Origin of the sequence: Streptomyces albidochromogenes, from assembly GCF_005981925.1 — a bacterium.
GTDB classification, from domain to species: Bacteria; Actinomycetota; Actinomycetes; order Streptomycetales; family Streptomycetaceae; genus Streptomyces; species Streptomyces albidochromogenes.
On sequence record NZ_VBVX01000014.1, the window covers coordinates 26706 to 44371 of the forward strand.

16 protein-coding genes are annotated in these 17666 nt (G+C 71.0%); 13 read left to right on the top strand and 3 right to left on the bottom strand.

The features are described 5' to 3' along the window. Positions 1 to 17: 17 nt before the first annotated feature. The 8 genes from ruvC (at position 18) to E2E34_RS03695 (ending at position 9284) form a co-directional block, all read left to right on the top strand. The gene (ruvC, locus tag E2E34_RS03660) at positions 18 to 563 is read left to right on the top strand and encodes a crossover junction endodeoxyribonuclease RuvC (protein ID WP_138900452.1); all 546 of its coding nucleotides are present in this window, start codon (positions 18 to 20) and stop codon (positions 561 to 563) included. Then, complete coding sequence (gene ruvA / locus E2E34_RS03665) at positions 560 to 1189, top strand: Holliday junction branch migration protein RuvA (protein WP_138900437.1); 630 nt, start codon at positions 560 to 562, stop codon at positions 1187 to 1189. Before ruvC ends, ruvA begins: the two co-directional genes overlap by 4 nt. A gap of 50 nt (positions 1190 to 1239) precedes the next feature. Continuing rightward, complete coding sequence (gene ruvB, locus E2E34_RS03670) at positions 1240 to 2307, top strand: Holliday junction branch migration DNA helicase RuvB (RefSeq protein ID WP_138900438.1); 1068 nt, start codon at positions 1240 to 1242, stop codon at positions 2305 to 2307. A gap of 175 nt (positions 2308 to 2482) precedes the next feature. Continuing rightward, on the top strand, positions 2483 to 2965 hold the full coding sequence (yajC, locus tag E2E34_RS03675) for a preprotein translocase subunit YajC (protein ID WP_138900439.1): 483 nt from the start codon (positions 2483 to 2485) through the stop codon (positions 2963 to 2965). 144 nt (positions 2966 to 3109) lie between these two features. Continuing rightward, complete coding sequence (gene secD, locus E2E34_RS03680; protein ID WP_138900440.1) at positions 3110 to 4843, top strand: protein translocase subunit SecD; 1734 nt, start codon at positions 3110 to 3112, stop codon at positions 4841 to 4843. A 1-nt stretch (position 4844) separates the two neighbouring features. After that, on the top strand, positions 4845 to 5966 hold the full coding sequence (gene secF / locus E2E34_RS03685; protein WP_138900441.1) for a protein translocase subunit SecF: 1122 nt from the start codon (positions 4845 to 4847) through the stop codon (positions 5964 to 5966). After that, a complete protein-coding gene (locus E2E34_RS03690) occupies positions 5963 to 6505 on the top strand; it encodes an adenine phosphoribosyltransferase (protein WP_138900442.1) in 543 nt (180 codons plus the stop codon). Before secF ends, E2E34_RS03690 begins: the two co-directional genes overlap by 4 nt. Before the next feature lie 160 nt (positions 6506 to 6665). Next, entirely contained in the window at positions 6666 to 9284 is a 2619-nt protein-coding gene (locus tag E2E34_RS03695; protein WP_138900443.1) for a RelA/SpoT family protein, read from the top strand. Positions 9285 to 9347: 63 nt separating this feature from the next. Here the strand turns inward: E2E34_RS03695 and E2E34_RS03700 are convergent, their stop codons facing one another. Continuing rightward, positions 9348 to 10577, bottom strand: coding sequence for a DUF349 domain-containing protein (locus E2E34_RS03700; protein ID WP_138900444.1), 1230 nt, complete (start codon positions 10575 to 10577; stop codon positions 9348 to 9350). Between the two features lie 141 nt (positions 10578 to 10718). Then, positions 10719 to 11525: a peptidylprolyl isomerase gene (locus E2E34_RS03705; RefSeq protein ID WP_138900445.1), complete on the bottom strand. Its 807-nt coding sequence runs from the start codon at positions 11523 to 11525 to the stop codon at positions 10719 to 10721. Positions 11526 to 11696: 171 nt separating this feature from the next. On the opposite strand from E2E34_RS03705, the gene E2E34_RS03710 reads away from it, so the two are divergent. From E2E34_RS03710 to E2E34_RS03725, 4 genes are all read left to right on the top strand, one after another. Next, on the top strand, positions 11697 to 12386 hold the full coding sequence (locus tag E2E34_RS03710; protein WP_138900446.1) for an MBL fold metallo-hydrolase: 690 nt from the start codon (positions 11697 to 11699) through the stop codon (positions 12384 to 12386). Between the two features lie 11 nt (positions 12387 to 12397). Then, positions 12398 to 13660, top strand: coding sequence for a histidine--tRNA ligase (gene hisS / locus E2E34_RS03715; protein WP_138900447.1), 1263 nt, complete (start codon positions 12398 to 12400; stop codon positions 13658 to 13660). 311 nt (positions 13661 to 13971) lie between these two features. Continuing rightward, entirely contained in the window at positions 13972 to 14607 is a 636-nt protein-coding gene (locus tag E2E34_RS03720) for a vitamin K epoxide reductase family protein (protein WP_138900448.1), read from the top strand. A 39-nt stretch (positions 14608 to 14646) separates the two neighbouring features. Further along, on the top strand, positions 14647 to 16017 hold the full coding sequence (locus tag E2E34_RS03725) for a replication-associated recombination protein A (protein WP_138900449.1): 1371 nt from the start codon (positions 14647 to 14649) through the stop codon (positions 16015 to 16017). A gap of 24 nt (positions 16018 to 16041) precedes the next feature. Here the strand turns inward: E2E34_RS03725 and E2E34_RS03730 are convergent, their stop codons facing one another. Next, positions 16042 to 16728, bottom strand: coding sequence for a DUF2470 domain-containing protein (locus tag E2E34_RS03730; protein ID WP_138900450.1), 687 nt, complete (start codon positions 16726 to 16728; stop codon positions 16042 to 16044). A 185-nt stretch (positions 16729 to 16913) separates the two neighbouring features. Here E2E34_RS03730 and rpsD point away from each other — a divergent pair, with 185 nt between their 5' ends. Then, positions 16914 to 17528, top strand: coding sequence for a 30S ribosomal protein S4 (gene rpsD / locus E2E34_RS03735; RefSeq protein WP_138894445.1), 615 nt, complete (start codon positions 16914 to 16916; stop codon positions 17526 to 17528). Positions 17529 to 17666 lie beyond the last annotated feature (138 nt).

Sequence of the window (17666 nt, forward strand, 5' to 3'; positions counted from 1 at the left end):
TCGAAGGGGAGGGCATCGTGCGCGTACTGGGCGTGGACCCGGGGCTGACCCGGTGCGGCGTCGGCGTCGTCGAGGGCGTCGCGGGCCGTCCCCTGAAGATGCTCGGCGTCGGAGTCGTGCGGACGCCGGCGGACGCGGAGCTGGGGGACCGGCTGGTGGCGATCGAGCGCGGCATAGAGGCGTGGCTCGACGAGCACCGGCCCGAATACGTCGCGGTGGAGCGGGTGTTCAGCCAGCACAACGTCCGTACGGTGATGGGCACCGCCCAGGCCAGCGCGGTCGCGATGCTCTGTGCCGCGCGCCGCGGACTGCCCGTCGCCCTGCACACGCCCAGTGAGGTCAAAGCGGCCGTCACCGGCAACGGCCGGGCCGAGAAGGACCAGGTCGGAGCCATGGTGACCCGCCTCCTGCGGCTCGACGCCCCGCCGAAACCGGCCGACGCCGCCGACGCACTCGCGCTCGCCATCTGCCACATCTGGCGCGCCCCCGCGGTCAACCGCCTCCAGCAGGCGCACGCCGCGGCCCGCGCGCCCCGCATCCCCGTACGGAAGGTCACCCGATGATCGCATTCGTCAGCGGCCCGGTCGCCGCACTCGCTCCCACCACGGCGGTCATCGAGGTCGGCGGCATCGGCATGGCCGTGCAGTGCGCGCCGAACACGCTGTCCGCGCTCCGCGTCGGCCAGGACGCGAAGCTCGCGACCTCGCTGGTCGTACGGGAGGACTCGCTCACCCTCTACGGCTTCGCCGACGACGACGAGCGGCAGGTCTTCGAGCTGCTCCAGACCGCCAGCGGCGTCGGCCCCCGGCTCGCCCAGGCCATGCTCGCCGTGCACTCGCCCGACGCGCTGCGGCTGGCCGTGTCGACAGGCGACGAGAAGGCGCTCACCGCCGTGCCCGGCATCGGCAAGAAGGGCGCCCAGAAGCTGCTCCTGGAACTCAAGGACCGCCTCGGAGAGCCGCTGGGCACCGCCGGCCACGTCGGCGCCCAGCGCGCCGCGTCGGGGCCCGCCCCCTGGGGCGAGCAGCTCCAGGCCGCGCTCATCGGCCTCGGCTACGCGACGCGCGAGGCCGAGGAGGCGGTCGCGGCGGTCGCCCCGCAGGCCGAGGCGGCCCTCGCGGAAGGCAGCCGGCCGCCCGTGCCGCAGCTGCTGCGCGCCGCGCTCCAGACCCTCAACCGCGCCCGCTGACTCCGGCCGGCCGGCTCCGACCGCTCACTTCCGATGCGAGAGACCCGTACATGAACTGGGACGACAACGGACCCGACATCGACCAGCGACTGGTCGACTCCGGCCCCGACGGCGAGGACCAGGCCGTCGAGGCCGCGCTGCGCCCCAAGGACCTCGACGAGTTCGTCGGCCAGGAGAAGGTCCGCGAGCAGCTCGACCTGGTCCTGCGGGCGGCCCGTGCCCGCGGCGCCACCGCCGACCACGTGCTGCTGTCGGGCGCCCCGGGCCTCGGCAAGACGACCCTGTCGATGATCATCGCGGCCGAGATGAACGCCCCGATCCGTATCACCTCGGGCCCCGCCATCCAGCACGCCGGCGACCTCGCCGCGATCCTCTCCTCCCTCCAGGAGGGCGAGGTCCTCTTCCTCGACGAGATCCACCGGATGTCCCGCCCAGCCGAAGAGATGCTCTACATGGCCATGGAGGACTTCCGCGTCGACGTGATCGTCGGCAAGGGCCCCGGCGCCACCGCCATCCCGCTGGAGCTGCCGCCGTTCACCCTCGTCGGAGCCACCACCAGGGCCGGCCTGCTGCCGCCCCCGCTGCGCGACCGATTCGGCTTCACCGGGCACATGGAGTTCTACGAACCGGCGGAGCTGGAGCGCGTCCTTCACCGCTCCGCACGGCTGCTCGACGTGGAGATCGACACGGACGGCGCCGCCGAGATCGCCGGACGCTCCCGCGGCACGCCCCGTATCGCCAACCGGCTGCTGCGCCGCGTCCGTGACTACGCCCAGGTCAAGGCCGACGGGATCATCGACCGTGACATCGCCGCCGCGGCCCTGAAGGTGTACGAGGTCGACGCCCGAGGCCTCGACCGCCTCGACCGGGCCGTCCTCGGAGCCCTGCTCAAGCTGTTCGGCGGCGGCCCCGTGGGGCTCTCCACGCTGGCCGTGGCCGTGGGGGAGGAGCGGGAGACGGTCGAGGAGGTGGCCGAGCCGTTCCTCGTACGGGAGGGGCTGCTGGCCCGGACGCCGAGGGGCCGGGTGGCCACGCCCGCGGCCTGGACGCACCTGGGGCTCGTACCGCCGCAACAGGGTAACGGAAAAATCGGACAACAGGGTCTCTTTGGGACGTGATGGACCTGACGGCGCGGAGGGTCGACCTGTCAGGAACCACGGTGCCATGCTGGGCGTTGTTCCATTGATGCGGACTCGCTTAGACTCCGCCGATGCCGCCCTTCCAGGGCCGGCGTGCCCACCCCCGTAGATCAGGCCGCTCCCCGGCGCGGTCGTGCGAAGGAATTTCCGTCCCGTGAATATCGTGACCCTCCTCCCCTTCATCGTGCTCATCGGGGCCATGTTCCTGATGACCCGGTCCGCCAAGAAGAAGCAGCAGGCGGCTGCGCAGATGCGCAACGAAATGCAGCCCGGCACCGGCGTCCGGACGATCGGGGGCATGTACGCCACCGTCAAGGAAGTTCACGACGACACGATCCTCCTCGAGGTCGCGCCGGGCGTGCACGCCGTCTACGCGAAGAACGCCGTCGGCGCCGTCCTCGAGGACGAGGAGTACAACCGCATCGTCCACGGTGACGGTGACCTCAAGATCGACGCTCCGGTCGTCCCGGACGACGCCTCTTCGCTGACCGAGTCCGCGGACTCCGACGACGTCGCGCGCATCGACCTGGGCAAGAAGGACGAGGCCGGCGAGGCGGGCAAGGCGCACGACGCGGCCGACGTGGCCGCCGACGAGCCGAAGGACAAGAAGACCGACGGCGAGAGCGACGCGAAGTAGTCACGTACGGGGACCGGGGCACGCCCACCGGCGCGCCCCGGTCCCCGGATCGTGTCGACTTCCGCGGGGCTGGGCCCCACATACTTCGTGGCCGCCTTGGCGCTCACCCGGCGCGGGGGCGGTTGGACAGGGAGAAACGAGAAGGTGGCAGCACCGAAGAAGGGCCGCAGGCCCGCGGGGGCTCCGGGCAGGCCAGGTCGAGCTCTGGCTCTGATCCTGATCGCCATGGTCGCGCTCACCAGCGGGATGTTCGCGACCGGTGAGCTCACGCCGCGTCTGGGCATCGACCTGGCCGGCGGCACGAGCATCACGCTCGAGGCCAAGGCCGAGCCGGGCAAGCCGAACTCGATCAACAAGACCAACATGGACACGGCGGTCGGCATCATCGACCGCCGTGTCAATGGTCTTGGTGTGTCCGAGGCCGAGGTTCAGACCCAGGGCGACAAGAACATCATCGTCAACATCCCCCGGGGCACGAACGAGAAGCAGGCCCGCGAGCAGGTCGGCACGACCGCCCAGCTCTACTTCCGGCCCGTGGTGACCTACACCGCCGGTACCCCGACGCCGGACGCCCCTCCCTCCCCGAAGCCCTCGGCGGGCGGCAAGGACGGCAAGGACGACAAGTCCACGCCGACCGCCACCGCCACCACGCAGGGCCGCGCCGTGACGGACGGGCTCAAGAAGGACCCGACGCCGACGCCCACGGGCAGCGCGTCGAAGAGCCCGGAGAAGAGCGGCGAGCCGTCGGCCACCCCGCCGGCCGACCCCGCGACCGCCGCGCTCGAGAAGAAGTTCGCGGCGCTGGACTGCGCCGAGAAGACCGACCGGGTCCAGGCCAACATGGGCGCCAAGCCCGAGGAACCGATGGTCGCCTGCGGCAAGAACAACGGGGGCCAGTGGGAGAAGTACATCCTGGGCCCGGCCGAGGTCAACGGCAAGGACGTCGACGACGCCAGCGCCACCCTCGACACCCAGCGCGGCGGCGGCTGGAAGGTGAACATGGAGTTCACCGACGCGGGCTCCAAGAAGTTCCAGAAGATCACCGGCAAGCTCTCGCAGCAGCAGCCCCCGCAGAACCAGTTCGCGATCGTCCTCGACGGCGAGGTCGTCTCGGCCCCGTCGGTCAACCAGACGCTCAGCGCCAACGCCGAGATCTCCGGCAGCTTCACCCAGGAGTCGGCCCAGGACCTGGCCAACATCCTGTCGTACGGCGCCCTTCCGCTCACCTTCAGCACGGAGACCGTCACCACCGTGACGGCCGCGCTCGGCGGCGAGCAGCTGCAGGCCGGCCTGATCGCCGGCGCCATCGGTCTCGCGCTGGTCGTCGTCTACCTGCTGGCGTACTACCGCGGCCTGGCGTTCGTCGCGATCGTGAGCCTCGTCGTCTCCGCGATCCTGACGTACACGATCATGACGTTGCTCGGCCCGGCCATCGGCTTCGCCCTCAACCTCCCCGCGGTGTGTGGTGCGATCGTCGCCATCGGCATCACGGCGGACTCGTTCATCGTGTACTTCGAACGCATCCGTGACGAGATCCGCGAGGGCCGCACGCTCAAGCCCGCCGTGGAGCGCGCCTGGCCGCGTGCCCGCCGCACGATCCTGGTCTCCGACTTCGTGTCGTTCCTCGCCGCCGCGGTGCTGTTCGCCGTGACCGTCGGCAAGGTGCAGGGCTTCGCGTTCACGCTCGGCCTCACCACCCTGCTCGACGTGGTCGTCGTCTTCCTCTTCACCAAGCCGCTGATGACGCTGCTGGCGCGCACGAAGTTCTTCGGCCAGGGCCACCCGTGGTCCGGCCTGGACCCGAAGCGGCTCGGCGTACAGCCTCCCCTGCGCCGTACCCGTCGCGTCTCCGCCCCCATCGACCCGAAGGAGGCCTGAGATGTCCCGACTCGGAAGCCTCGGCGCCCGCCTCTACAACGGTGAGGTCGGATACGACTTCGTCGGCAAGCGGAAGATCTGGTACGGCCTCTCGATCCTGATCACCATCACGGCCATCGTGGGCCTGGCGGTGCGCGGCCTGGTCATGGGTATCGAGTTCGAGGGCGGCGCCGTCTTCACCACGGCGAAGACCGGCGTCTCCGTCGCCCAGGTCCAGGAGGACGCCGAGAAGGCGTCCGGCCACGACGCGATCGTCCAGGAGCTCGGCAACGGCGGCATGCGGATCCAGATCAGCGGTCTGGACACCGACACCGCCATCCCGGTCAAGGACGAGCTCGCGAAGGACCTCGGCGTCTCGGCGGACGACATCACCTCCGAGCTGGTCGGCCCCAGCTGGGGCGAGCAGATCGCGAACAAGGCCTGGACCGGCCTCGCGATCTTCATGGTGCTGGTGGTGGTCTACCTCGCCATCGCCTTCGAGTGGCGCATGGCCCTGGCCGCCCTCATCGCCCTGGTCCACGACCTCACGATCACCGTCGGTGTGTACGCGCTGGTCGGTTTCGAGGTCACCCCGGGCACCGTGATCGGTCTGCTCACGATCCTCGGATACTCCCTCTACGACACCGTCGTCGTCTTCGACGGTCTCAAGGAGGGGGCGAAGGACATCACCAAGCAGACGCGCTGGACGTACAGCGAGGTCGCCAACCGCAGCCTCAACGGCACCCTGGTGCGCTCCATCAACACCACTGTCGTCGCGCTGCTGCCGGTCGCGGGCCTGCTGTTCATCGGCGGCGGTGTGCTGGGGGCGGGCATGCTCAACGACATCTCGCTGTCGCTCTTCGTCGGCCTGGCGGCCGGCGCGTACTCCTCGATCTTCATCGCCACTCCGCTCGTCGCCGACCTGAAGGAACGCGACCCGCAGATGAAGGCCCTGAAGAAGCGCGTCCTCGCCAGGCGGGCGGCCGCGACGGCCAAGGGCGAGAACCCGGACGCCGACGGCTACGACGCCTCCGGCGAGCTCCAGGACGGCTCCGCGGGCGACGCGGCGCCGGCCGGCGCCGTCGTCGGGCAGCCCCGTGGCCGCAGCGGGGGCCGGGGCAGGCCCTCGGGGAAGCGCCGATGACGACGAGCACGCAGGACCTCCTGCTCAGCCGCATCCGGGACGTGCCGGACTATCCGAAGCCCGGAGTGATGTTCAAGGACATCACCCCGCTGCTCGCGGACCCGGCGGCCTTCACGGCCCTGACCGACGCCCTCGCGCAGCTGTGCGTGAGCTGCGGCGCCACGAAGATCGTCGGCCTGGAGGCGCGCGGCTTCATCCTGGCCGCGCCGGTCGCCGTCCGCGCGGGCCTCGGCTTCATCCCCGTACGCAAGGCGGGGAAGCTGCCGGGAGCGACGCTGAAGCAGGCGTACGAGCTGGAGTACGGCGCCGCCGAGATCGAGATCCACGCCGAGGACCTGGCCGACGGCGACCGCGTCATCGTCATCGACGACGTCCTCGCCACCGGCGGCACCGCCGAGGCCTCGCTGGAGCTCATCCGGCGGGCCGGCGCCGAGGTCGCCGGGGTCGCGGTCCTCATGGAGCTCGGATTCCTGGGCGGTCGCGCCCGTCTGGAACCGGCGCTCCGAGGGGCTCCGCTGGAGGCCCTGATCACGGTCTGACCAGCACGGCTGTACGTGGAAGGCGGGCCTCGGAGGAATTCCGGGGCCCGCCTTCCACGTTGTCCCAGGTGTCAGGCCGGGGGGGAACCGGAGGCCGGGCATCGTTACCATGGGCTTTCCGGGCCTGACCGGGGGACCCGGACCCGCACGAGGAGCGCTCTTGCCAGACGAGGCCCAGCCACTCTCCCCCAGCTCCCGTCCGGGGGACACCGCAGCCGCCAAGCCCGAGCAGCAGGCCGCGGCGGGCCCGGCCACGCCCGCGGCCGGCCCCGCGGCCACGCCCGCGAAGGGCGGCCCCCCGGCGAGCGGCGGCCCCCCGGCCACGAGCGGCCCTCCCGCGAGCGGCGCCCCGGCCGGCGGCGGCGCCCCCGGCAGGAATCCCGAGCCCACCGGCAAGCCGAAGACCGCCCCCGAGCGGGCCGGTTCCACGCCGCCGGTGTCCGGCCCCAAACCGGCCCAGGGCTCCGCCCCGCGCTCCGGCAGCGGCTCCTCCAACCGCGTGCGGGCCAGGCTCGCCCGGCTGGGCGTCCAGCGTTCCAGCCCGTACAACCCGGTCCTCGAACCGCTCCTGCGGGCCGTCCGCAGCAACGACCCGAAGATCGAGACGTCGACGCTGCGCCAGATCGAGCGCGCCTACCAGGTCGCCGAGCGCTGGCACCGGGGCCAGAAGCGCAAGAGCGGCGACCCGTACATCACGCACCCGCTCGCCGTGACGACCATCCTCGCCGAGCTCGGCATGGACCCGGCGACTCTGATGGCAGGGCTGCTGCACGACACCGTCGAGGACACCGAGTACGGCCTCGACACCCTGCGCCGCGACTTCGGCGACCAGGTCGCCCTCCTCGTCGACGGCGTCACCAAGCTCGACAAGGTCAAGTTCGGCGAGGCCGCGCAGGCCGAGACCGTACGCAAGATGGTCGTCGCCATGGCCAAGGACCCGCGCGTCCTGGTCATCAAGCTCGCCGACCGGCTGCACAACATGCGCACCATGCGCTACCTCAAGCGGGAGAAGCAGGAGAAGAAGGCCCGCGAGACCCTTGAGATCTACGCGCCCCTGGCCCACCGCCTGGGCATGAACACCATCAAGTGGGAGCTGGAGGACCTCGCCTTCGCGATCCTCTACCCCAAGATGTACGACGAGATCGTGCGGCTCGTCGCCGAGCGCGCCCCCAAGCGCGACGAGTACCTCGCCATAGTGACCGACGAGGTCCAGGCCGACCTGCGCGCCGCCCGTATCAAGGCGACCGTCACCGGCCGCCCGAAGCACTACTACAGCGTCTACCAGAAGATGATCGTCCGCGGCCGAGACTTCGCGGAGATCTACGACCTGGTGGGCATCCGCGTCCTGGTCGACACGGTCCGCGACTGCTACGCCGCCCTCGGCACCGTCCACGCGCGATGGAACCCGGTCCCCGGCCGGTTCAAGGACTACATCGCGATGCCGAAGTTCAACATGTACCAGTCGCTCCACACGACGGTCATCGGACCCAGCGGCAAGCCCGTCGAACTCCAGATCCGCACGTTCGACATGCACCGCCGGGCCGAGTACGGCATCGCCGCGCACTGGAAGTACAAGCAGGAGGCCGTCGCGGGCGCCTCCAAGGTGCGCACCGACGTGCCCAAGAACACCGGGCGCGGCCAGGACACCGTCAACGACATGGCGTGGCTGCGCCAGCTCCTCGACTGGCAGAAGGAGACCGAGGACCCCAGCGAGTTCCTGGAGTCCCTGCGCTTCGACCTGTCCCGCAACGAGGTCTTCGTCTTCACCCCCAAGGGCGACGTGATAGCGCTGCCCGCCGGCGCCACCCCCGTCGACTTCGCGTACGCCGTCCACACGGAGGTCGGCCACCGCACGATAGGGGCACGGGTCAACGGGCGGCTCGTACCGCTCGAATCGACCCTCGACAACGGCGACCTGGTGGAGGTCTTCACCTCCAAGGCGGCCGGAGCGGGCCCGTCCCGCGACTGGCTCGGCTTCGTCAAGTCGCCGCGCGCCCGCAACAAGATCCGCGCCTGGTTCTCCAAGGAGCGCCGCGACGAGGCCATAGAGCAGGGCAAGGACGCCATCGCGCGGGCCATGCGCAAGCAGAACCTGCCGATCCAGCGCATCCTCACCGGCGACTCCCTCGTCACGCTCGCGCACGAGATGCGCTACAGCGACATCTCCTCGCTGTACGCGGCGATCGGCGAGGGCCACGTCACCGCCCAGTCCATCGTCCAGAAACTGGTGCAGGCGCTCGGCGGCGAGGAGGCGGCCACCGAGGACATCGCCGAGAGCGCCCCGCCCTCACGCGGTCGCGGCAAGCGCCGCTCGAACGCCGACCCGGGCGTGGTCGTCAAGGGCGTCGACGACGTGTGGGTCAAGCTGGCCCGCTGCTGTACGCCCGTACCCGGCGACCCCATCATCGGGTTCGTCACCCGGGGCAGCGGCGTGTCGGTGCACCGCGCCGACTGCGTCAACGTCGACTCGCTGTCCCAGGAGCCGGAGCGGATCCTCGACGTCGAGTGGGCCCCCACCCAGTCCTCCGTCTTCCTGGTCGCCATCCAGGTCGAGGCGCTGGACCGGTCGCGGCTGCTCTCGGACGTCACCCGCGTCCTGTCCGACCAGCACGTCAACATCCTGTCCGCGGCGGTCCAGACGTCCCGCGACCGGGTGGCCACCTCGCGCTTCACCTTCGAGATGGGCGACCCCAAGCACCTGGGCCACGTCCTGAAGGCGGTGCGCGGCGTGGAGGGCGTGTACGACGTCTACCGCGTCACCTCGGCCCGCCGGCCGTAGCACGAACGCGCGAGGCCCCGGTACGGACATCCGTACCGGGGCCTCGCGCGTACCGCCGGGGTGTCAGCCGCCGAACTCCTGGAGACCCTTCAGGGCCTGGTCCAGCAGCGCCTGCCGGCCTTCGAGCTCGCGGGCGAGCTTGTCGGCCTTGGCGTTGTTGCCCGCCGCGCGCGCCTGGTCGATCTGACCGCGCAGCTTGTCCACGGCGTCCTGGAGCTGGCCCGTCAGACCCGCGGCGCGGGCGCGCGCCTCAGGGTTCGTACGGCGCCACTCGTTCTCCTCGGTCTCCTGGAGGGCCTTCTCCACCGCGTGCATCCGCCCCTCGACCTTCGGGCGGGCGTCGCGCGGCACGTGGCCGATGGCCTCCCAGCGCTCGTTGAGGGAGCGGAACGCGGCCCTGGCCGCCTTCAGGTCCTTCACCGGCACCAGCTTCTCGGCCTCGGTCGCGAGCTCCTCCTTGAGCTTGAGGTTCTCCGCCTGCTCGGCGTCGCGCTCCGCGAAGACCTCGCCGCGCGCCGCGAAGAACACGTCCTGGGCGCCGCGGAAGCGATTCCACAGGTCGTCCTCGGCCTCGCGCTGGGCGCGGCCGGCGGCCTTCCACTCGGTCATCAGGTCGCGGTACCGCGCGGCCGTGGCGGCCCACTCGGTGGAGCCCGAGAGGCTCTCCGCCTCCGCGACCAGCTTCTCCTTGGTCTTGCGGGCCTCCTCGCGCTGGGCGTCCAGCGAGGCGAAGTGGGCCTTGCGCCGCTTGGAGAACGCCGAGCGCGCGTGCGAGAAGCGGTGCCACAGCTCGTCGTCGGACTTCCGGTCGAGCCTCGGCAGGCCCTTCCAGATGTCCACGAGCGCCCGCAGCCGCTCGCCGGCCGCCCGCCACTGCTCGCTCTGCGCCAGCTCCTCGGCCTCGACGACCAGAGCCTCCTTGGCGTGCTTCGCCTCGTCGGTCTGCTTCGCCTTCTCGGCCTTGCGCTCCTCGCGGCGCGCCTCGACCGTCGCCACCAGTGCGTCGAGGCGCTTGCTCAGCGCGTCGAGGTCACCGACCGCGTGGTGCTCGTCGATCTGCTGACGCAGATGCCCGATCGCGGCCTGGGCGTCCTTGGCGGACAGGTCGGTGGTCTTCACCCGCCGCTCGAGGAGGCCGATCTCGACAACCAGGCCCTCGTACTTGCGCTCGAAGTAGGCCAGGGCCTCCTCGGGAGAGCCCGCCTGCCAGGAACCGACGACCTTCTCGCCGTCGGCCGTACGCACGTACACGGTGCCGGTCTCGTCGACACGGCCCCACGGGTCGCTGCTCACAGCGCCTCCTCCACATGATGCCCGCGAGGGCTGTTCACCCCGGGCATCGTCCACAGTTTCTTTCGCGGGGCTGCATGCGCCCTGCACACCGCCAACATAGGCGAACGGCAGGGCGGCTGTCCGCATCCCGCACTTCCGGATTTACTTGGTGACGGTCGCCTTGTCGATGACCACGGTGGCATTGGGCGCCCCGTCGCCCTGACCGGTCGCCTCACCCGCCGCGGCGATCTTCTTCAGCACGTCCTGACCACCCTTGATGGTTCCGAACGGTGTGTAGTTGGCGGGCAACTTGCTGTCCTGGTAGACGAGGAAGAACTGGCTGCCGCCGGTCCCCGGACCCGCGTTCGCCATGGCGACGGTGCCCGCCGGGTAGACGCCGCCCTTGAGCTTCGGGTCCTTCAGGTTCTCGTCCGGCAGCTTGTAGCCGGGCGTGCCCGAGCCCTGCGCCGTCGGGTCGCCGCACTGCAGGACGTAGATGCCGCTCGTCGTCAGCCGGTGGCACTTCGTGTGGTCGAAGTAGCCCTTGGCGGCGAGGAAGTTGAAGGAGTTCACCGTGCGCGGGGCCTTCGCCGGGTCCAGCGCGAGCGTGATGTCGCCGCAGGTGGTGTCGAGCTTCATCGTGTAGGTGGCCGACTTGTCGACGGTGAGCGCCGGCTCCTTCTTGTACGACAGCTTCTTGACCGAACCCGGCGCGGGCTCGGCACACGGGTCGGGCGCCTTCGAGGGTGTGGAGGTGGGCGTCGCGTCGGCGACGGTGTCGTCCTTGTCGTCGCCGCCCAGCACGCCCGTGGCGAACGCCGTCGCGCCGGCCGCGAGCACCACGGCGAGCGCCGAGGCGATCACGGCGTTGCGGCGGCGCGCCTTGCGCCGGGCCTCGGCGCGGCGCTGCTGCTGGCGTTCGAACTTCTCCCGGGCGAGCTGGCGCCGCCGCTGATCGCTGCTGACCACCGGTGTTCTCCTCGTACGTCTCGTCTGTCACTGCTGTCGCACTGCTGTCCGGCCGAGCCGAGCTTGCCCGTACCGTATATGGGTTCGCTGTGCGATGAGCGGCGCCGGTAGGCTCTGATCTGCTGCAATCGACAGCGGCATCTCCCGCCGGACGACATATTGAGGACGATCGTGCTTATTGCCGGGTTCCCCGCCGGGGCCTGGGGGACCAACTGTTACCTGGTCGCCCCCGCCGCGGGCGAGGAGTGCGTGATCATCGACCCCGGCCACCAGGCCGCCGCGGGCGTCGAGGAAGCGCTCGCGAAGCACCGCCTCAAGCCGGTCGCCGTCGTCCTCACCCACGGCCACATCGACCACGTCGCCTCGGTCGTCCCGGTCTGCGGAGCGCACGACGTGCCCGCGTGGATCCACCCCGCCGACCGGTACATGATGAGCGACCCCGAGAAGGCGCTCGGCCGCTCGATCGGCATGCCGCTGATGGGCGAGCTGACCGTGGGCGAGCCCGACGACGTCAAGGAGCTGGCCGACGGCGCCGAGCTGAAGCTGGCGGGCCTCGACTTCACCGTCTCGCACGCGCCCGGCCATACCAAGGGGTCGGTGACCTTCCGGCTGCCCGAGCAGTCCGACATCCCGTCGGTCTTCTTCTCGGGCGACCTGCTGTTCGCCGGCTCCGTCGGACGCACCGACCTGCCCGGCGGCGACCACGCCGAGATGCTCGAGTCGCTGGCCCGCGTGTGCCTGCCGCTCGACGACTCGACCGTGGTGCTGGCCGGCCACGGCTCCCAGACGACCATCGGCCGCGAGCGCGCCACCAACCCGTATCTCAACGGTCTGGCCGCCGCTCCCCGACGAGGAATGTGACGAGACTTCCTGTGAGCACCTTCAAGGCCCCCAAGGGCACGTACGACCTCATCCCGCCGGACTCCGCGAAGTTCCTGGCGGTCCGCGAGGCGATCTCCGCGCCGCTGCGGAACTCCGGCTACGGCTACATCGAGACGCCCGGCTTCGAGGACGTGGCCCTCTTCTCGCGCGGTGTCGGTGAGTCCACCGACATCGTCAGCAAGGAGATGTACGCCTTCGAGACCAAGGGCGGCGACCAGCTGGCGCTGCGCCCCGAGGGCACCGCCTCCGTGCTGCGCGCGGCCCTCGAAGCCAACCTGCACAAGAGCGGCAACCTGCCGGTCAAGCTCTGGTACTCCGGCTCGTACTACCGCTACGAGCGCCCGCAGAAGGGCCGCTACCGCCACTTCTCGCAGGTCGGCGCCGAGGCGATCGGCGCCGAGGACCCGGCCCTGGACGCCGAGCTGATCATCCTCGCCGACCAGGCGTACCGCTCGCTGGGCCTGCGCAACTTCCGCATCCTGCTGAACTCGCTGGGCGACAAGGAGTGCCGCCCCGTCTACCGGGAGGCCCTCCAGGGCTTCCTGCGCGATCTGGACCTGGACGAGGACACCCGCCGCCGCATCGAGATCAACCCGCTGCGGGTGCTCGACGACAAGCGCGCCGAGGTCCAGAAGCAGCTCGTCGGCGCGCCGATGCTGCGCGACTACCTGTGCGACGCGTGCAAGGCGTACCACGAGCAGGTCCGCGAGCTGCTGAACGCGGCGGGCGTCGCCTACGAGGACGACGAGAAGCTGGTACGCGGCCTCGACTACTACACCCGCACCACCTTCGAGTTCGTCCACGACGGCCTCGGCTCGCAGTCCGCGGTGGGCGGTGGCGGCCGCTACGACGGCCTGTCCGAGATGATCGGCGGCCCCGCGCTGCCGTCCGTCGGCTGGGCGCTCGGCGTGGACCGCACGGTGCTGGCGCTGGAGGCGGAGGGTGTCGAGCTCGACCTGCCGGCCGCCACCAGCGTGTACGCGGTGCCGCTCGGCGAGGAGGCGCGCCGCGTCCTGTTCGCCGCGGTCACCGAGCTGCGCAGGGCCGGGATCGCGGCCGACTTCGCGTACGGCGGCAAGGGCCTCAAGGGCGCCATGAAGAACGCCAACCGCTCCGGCGCCCGGTACACGATCGTCGCCGGCGAGCGGGATCTGGCCGACGGCCAGGTCCAGCTCAAGGACATGGAGACCGGCGAGCAGGAGCCGGTCGCCCTCGACGCTGTCACCGCGGAGCTGCGCCGCCGCCTGGCCTGAGCGCCCCCGCGCCGCACCAGGGGCCCGGCCGTCGCGACGACGGCCGGGCCCCTGCCCGTGCGGCATCCGCTCGCACACCCGCTCGTAACGTCAACCCGGCGCGCGCCGATTCGCCCGCCCGGGCCGCCGCGACGCCCCCCGGCCGGGGCCGGAGCCCTCGAACGCCGCTTCGCGCCGGTCACAGCCCTGCGGAAGGGCGCACGGCGGGGCGCGGGCCCGTATCCCTTTATGTCCATCGAACGGTGGACCGGGGTGACGGTGCGGCAGAATGAGCCTGTCCGGCAGCCAACACTCAGTGACGGAACGGCGATATGACGACTGCAGCGGTGGACGACCGCACCTCCAACGGCACGCAGGACGGCCCGAAGGGCGCGACCGGCAGTGGCCGTCCCCTCGCCCTGCTGCTGGTGATCACGGGTCTGGCCGGGCTGCTGGCCTCCTGGGTCATCACGATCGACAAGATCAAGCTGCTCGAGGACCCGGGCTTCCAACCGGGCTGCAGCCTCAACCCCGTGGTCGCGTGCGGCAACATCATGAAGAGCGAGCAGGCCGCGGCCTTCGGATTCCCCAACCCGATGCTCGGACTCGTCACCTACGCGATGGTCGTCTCCATCGGCGTCGGCCTGCTGGCCGGGGCGCGCTACCGCCGCTGGTTCTGGCTCGGCCTGAACGCGGGCACCCTCTTCGGCGTCGGATTCTGCACCTGGCTCCAGTACCAGTCGCTCTACAACATCGGCTCGCTGTGCCTGTGGTGCTGCCTGGCCTGGGTCGCCACCATCGTGATGTTCTGCTACGTCACCACGCACAACATCAAGCACCGGCTGCTCCCCGCCCCCAAGGGCCTGCGCAGTGTCCTCACCGAGTTCCACTGGCTGCCGCCGGTGCTGTGGATCGGGATCATCGGCATGCTGATCCTGACCCGCTGGTGGACGTTCTGGACCAGCTGAGCCGACGGCGTTGTCAGTGGGCTGACATAGGCTTCACACGTGGAGCCAGACCTGTTCACCGCAGCCGCCGAAGAGCGCCGGCTCAAGGATCCGTCCAGCAGCCCCCTCGCCGTGCGGATGCGTCCGCGCACCCTCGACGAGGTCGTCGGCCAGCAGCATCTGCTGAAGCCGGGGGCGCCGCTGCGCCGGCTCGTCGGTGAGGGCAGCGGCGGCCCCGCCGGACCCTCCTCGGTGATCCTCTGGGGCCCGCCCGGCACCGGCAAGACCACGCTGGCGTACGTCGTGAGCCTGGCCACCCAGAAGCGCTTCGTCGAGCTCTCCGCGATCACCGCCGGCGTGAAGGAAGTGCGCGCCGTCATCGACGGGGCCCGCCGCGCCTCCGGCGGTTTCGGCAAGGAGACCGTCCTCTTCCTCGACGAGATCCACCGCTTCAGCAAGGCCCAGCAGGACTCGCTGCTGCCCGCCGTGGAGAACCGCTGGGTCACGCTCATCGCGGCGACCACGGAGAACCCGTACTTCTCGGTCATCTCCCCGCTGCTCTCCCGCTCCCTCCTGCTGACGCTGGAGCCGCTGACCGACGACGACCTGCGGGCCCTGGTGCACCGGGCCCTCACCGAGGAGCGCGGTCTGGGCGGAGCGGTCACGCTCGCCGACGACGCCGAGGCGCACCTGCTGCGGATCGCGGGGGGCGACGCCCGGCGCGTGCTCACCGCGCTCGAAGCGGCCGCCGGAGCGGCCATCGCCAAGGGCGAGGAGGAGATCACCCTCGAAACGGTCGAGGAGACGGTCGACCGGGCGGCGGTGAAGTACGACCGTGACGGCGACCAGCACTACGACGTGGCGAGCGCCCTCATCAAGTCCATCCGCGGCTCCGACGTCGACGCCGCGCTGCACTACCTGGCGCGCATGATCGAGGCGGGGGAGGACCCGCGGTTCATCGCGCGGCGGCTGATGATCTCGGCGAGCGAGGACATCGGCCTCGCCGACCCGACCGCCCTGCCGACGGCCGTGGCCGCCGCCCAGGCGGTGGCCATGATCGGGTTCCCCGAGGCCGCCCTCACCCTGAGCCACGCCACCATCGCGCTGGCTCTCGCGCCCAAGTCCAACGCCGCGACGAACGCGATCTTCGCCGCCCGGGCCGACGTACGCAAGGGCCTGGCGGGCCCGGTCCCCGCGCACCTGCGCGACGGGCACTACCAGGGCGCGGCCAAGCTCGGCCACGCGCAGGGCTACGTCTATCCGCACGACGTCCCCGGCGCCATCGCCGCTCAGCAGTACGCGCCGGACGCCGTGCAGGGCCGCCATTACTACGAGCCCACGCGCTACGGCGCGGAAGCCCGGTACGCCGACGTCGTCGAGAAGGTGCGCGGCCGGCTGCGCGGCGACGGTCAGGCCGAAACCCGCCCCTGACGTGCCGCCGGTCCGCCCGCCGGGTCAGTGCGCGGCCGCCTCGAAGAGCTGGTGCATGGCCCGGCGCAGCCCGACGACGTCCCGCACCGGCTCGCGGAAGTCGAAGCGCGCGTCGAAGACCCGCCCCCGCTCGCCGCCGCTGAAGCGCACCCGCAGCCCGAACCGGTCCAGACCCAGGGGCACCGCGGCGGTGCCGTCGGCCCTCTCGCCGACCAGACCGCACAGCTGCCGCACCTGGTCGCCGTGCGCCGCGTGCAGATGCTGGAGCAGCTCCGCCTCGTGCTCGACGAGCGGATCGGCGGCCGCGGCCGCGAAGGCCTCGGGTTCGACCATGCCGGTGCCCCACAGATCGTCCACCCGCGCCTCGCCGACCTCCAGCCGCACGAGCATGCGCCCCGGCTCCGCGACCCCGCGTACGCAGGTCAGCCAGCCGGAGACCCAGGCGCGGCCCCGGATACGGTGGGGCACGGACACCGGGGCCACGTCCGTGATCTCCAGCACCGCCGGGAACTCGTCGTCCTGGGCGTGGGTGGCGGCCCGTACGACCGGTGAGTCGGCGGGGAAGACCAGCAGCACCTCGCCGTCGGGCCCCACGCTCCGCTCCTCGGGAACGAGCTGCTCGGGGAGGGCCGCGACGGGACGCGGGAGAAGCACTACCGCGGAGCAGGTACTCTGTACGAGAGTTCGTGTGCGCTCGGCTGCTGACGGCATCCGCGCGATTTCAAGTCCGCTGGGACGCGGCTGACCACGATCTGATCGGACCTCCGTCGCGTCGACACTCTTGATGTCGGCCTTCTTTGTGTTGTCCGTGACGTGACTGGTGTTCCCCGGACGAGACATGCGATCTCCTTGAGTAAGGTGAGCCTAACCTAACCTACAACGGAGGTCTGGAGAACGTGCCTAACCAGTCGCGTCCCAAGGTCAAGAAGTCCCGTGCGCTCGGCATCGCGCTGACGCCGAAGGCTGTCAAGTACTTCGAGGCCCGCCCCTACCCGCCGGGCGAGCACGGCCGTGGGCGCAAGCAGAACTCGGACTACAAGGTCCGTCTGCTCGAGAAGCAGCGTCTGCGCGCGCAGTACGACATCAGCGAGAAGCAGATGGCCCGCGCCTACGACCGCGCCAAGAAGGCCGAAGGCAAGACCGGCGAGGCCCTGGTCATCGAGCTCGAGCGCCGCCTCGACGCCCTGATCCTGCGTTCGGGCATCGCCCGCACGATCTACCAGGCCCGTCAGATGGTCGTCCACGGCCACATCGAGGTCAACGGTGGCAAGGTCGACAAGCCGTCGTTCCGCGTCCGTCCCGACGACGTCGTGATGGTCCGCGAGCGCAGCCGCGAGAAGCACCCCTTCCAGGTTGCCCGCGAGGGTGGCTACGACACCGAGGGTGAGACGCCGCGCTACCTCCAGGTGAACCTGAAGGCCCTGGCCTTCCGCCTGGACCGCGACCCGAACCGCAAGGAAATCCCGGTCATCTGCGACGAGCAGCTCGTCGTCGAGTACTACGCCCGCTGATCCAGCGGCCGCGGTAGTCGGGCACGTGCCTCAGCCCGCCGTCTCCTCGTTCCGCACGGAACGGGAGGCGGCGGGCTCGCGCGTGTGCGGGGCGGCGCCGCGCGTCGTCGTGGTCGCCGCGCGCGGCGACCACGACGA

Excerpts from the sequence above, each read along its gene's own strand:
- ruvA (WP_138900437.1), top strand. The coding sequence starts at position 560 with ATGATCGCATTCGTCAGCGGCCCGGTCGCCGCACTCGCTCCCACCACG.
- ruvB (WP_138900438.1), top strand. The coding sequence starts at position 1,240 with ATGAACTGGGACGACAACGGACCCGACATCGACCAGCGACTGGTCGAC.
- secF (WP_138900441.1), top strand. The coding sequence starts at position 4,845 with ATGTCCCGACTCGGAAGCCTCGGCGCCCGCCTCTACAACGGTGAGGTC.
- E2E34_RS03690 (WP_138900442.1), top strand. The coding sequence starts at position 5,963 with ATGACGACGAGCACGCAGGACCTCCTGCTCAGCCGCATCCGGGACGTG.
- E2E34_RS03720 (WP_138900448.1), top strand. The coding sequence starts at position 13,972 with ATGACGACTGCAGCGGTGGACGACCGCACCTCCAACGGCACGCAGGAC.
- E2E34_RS03730 (WP_138900450.1), bottom strand. The coding sequence starts at position 16,728 with ATGCCGTCAGCAGCCGAGCGCACACGAACTCTCGTACAGAGTACCTGC.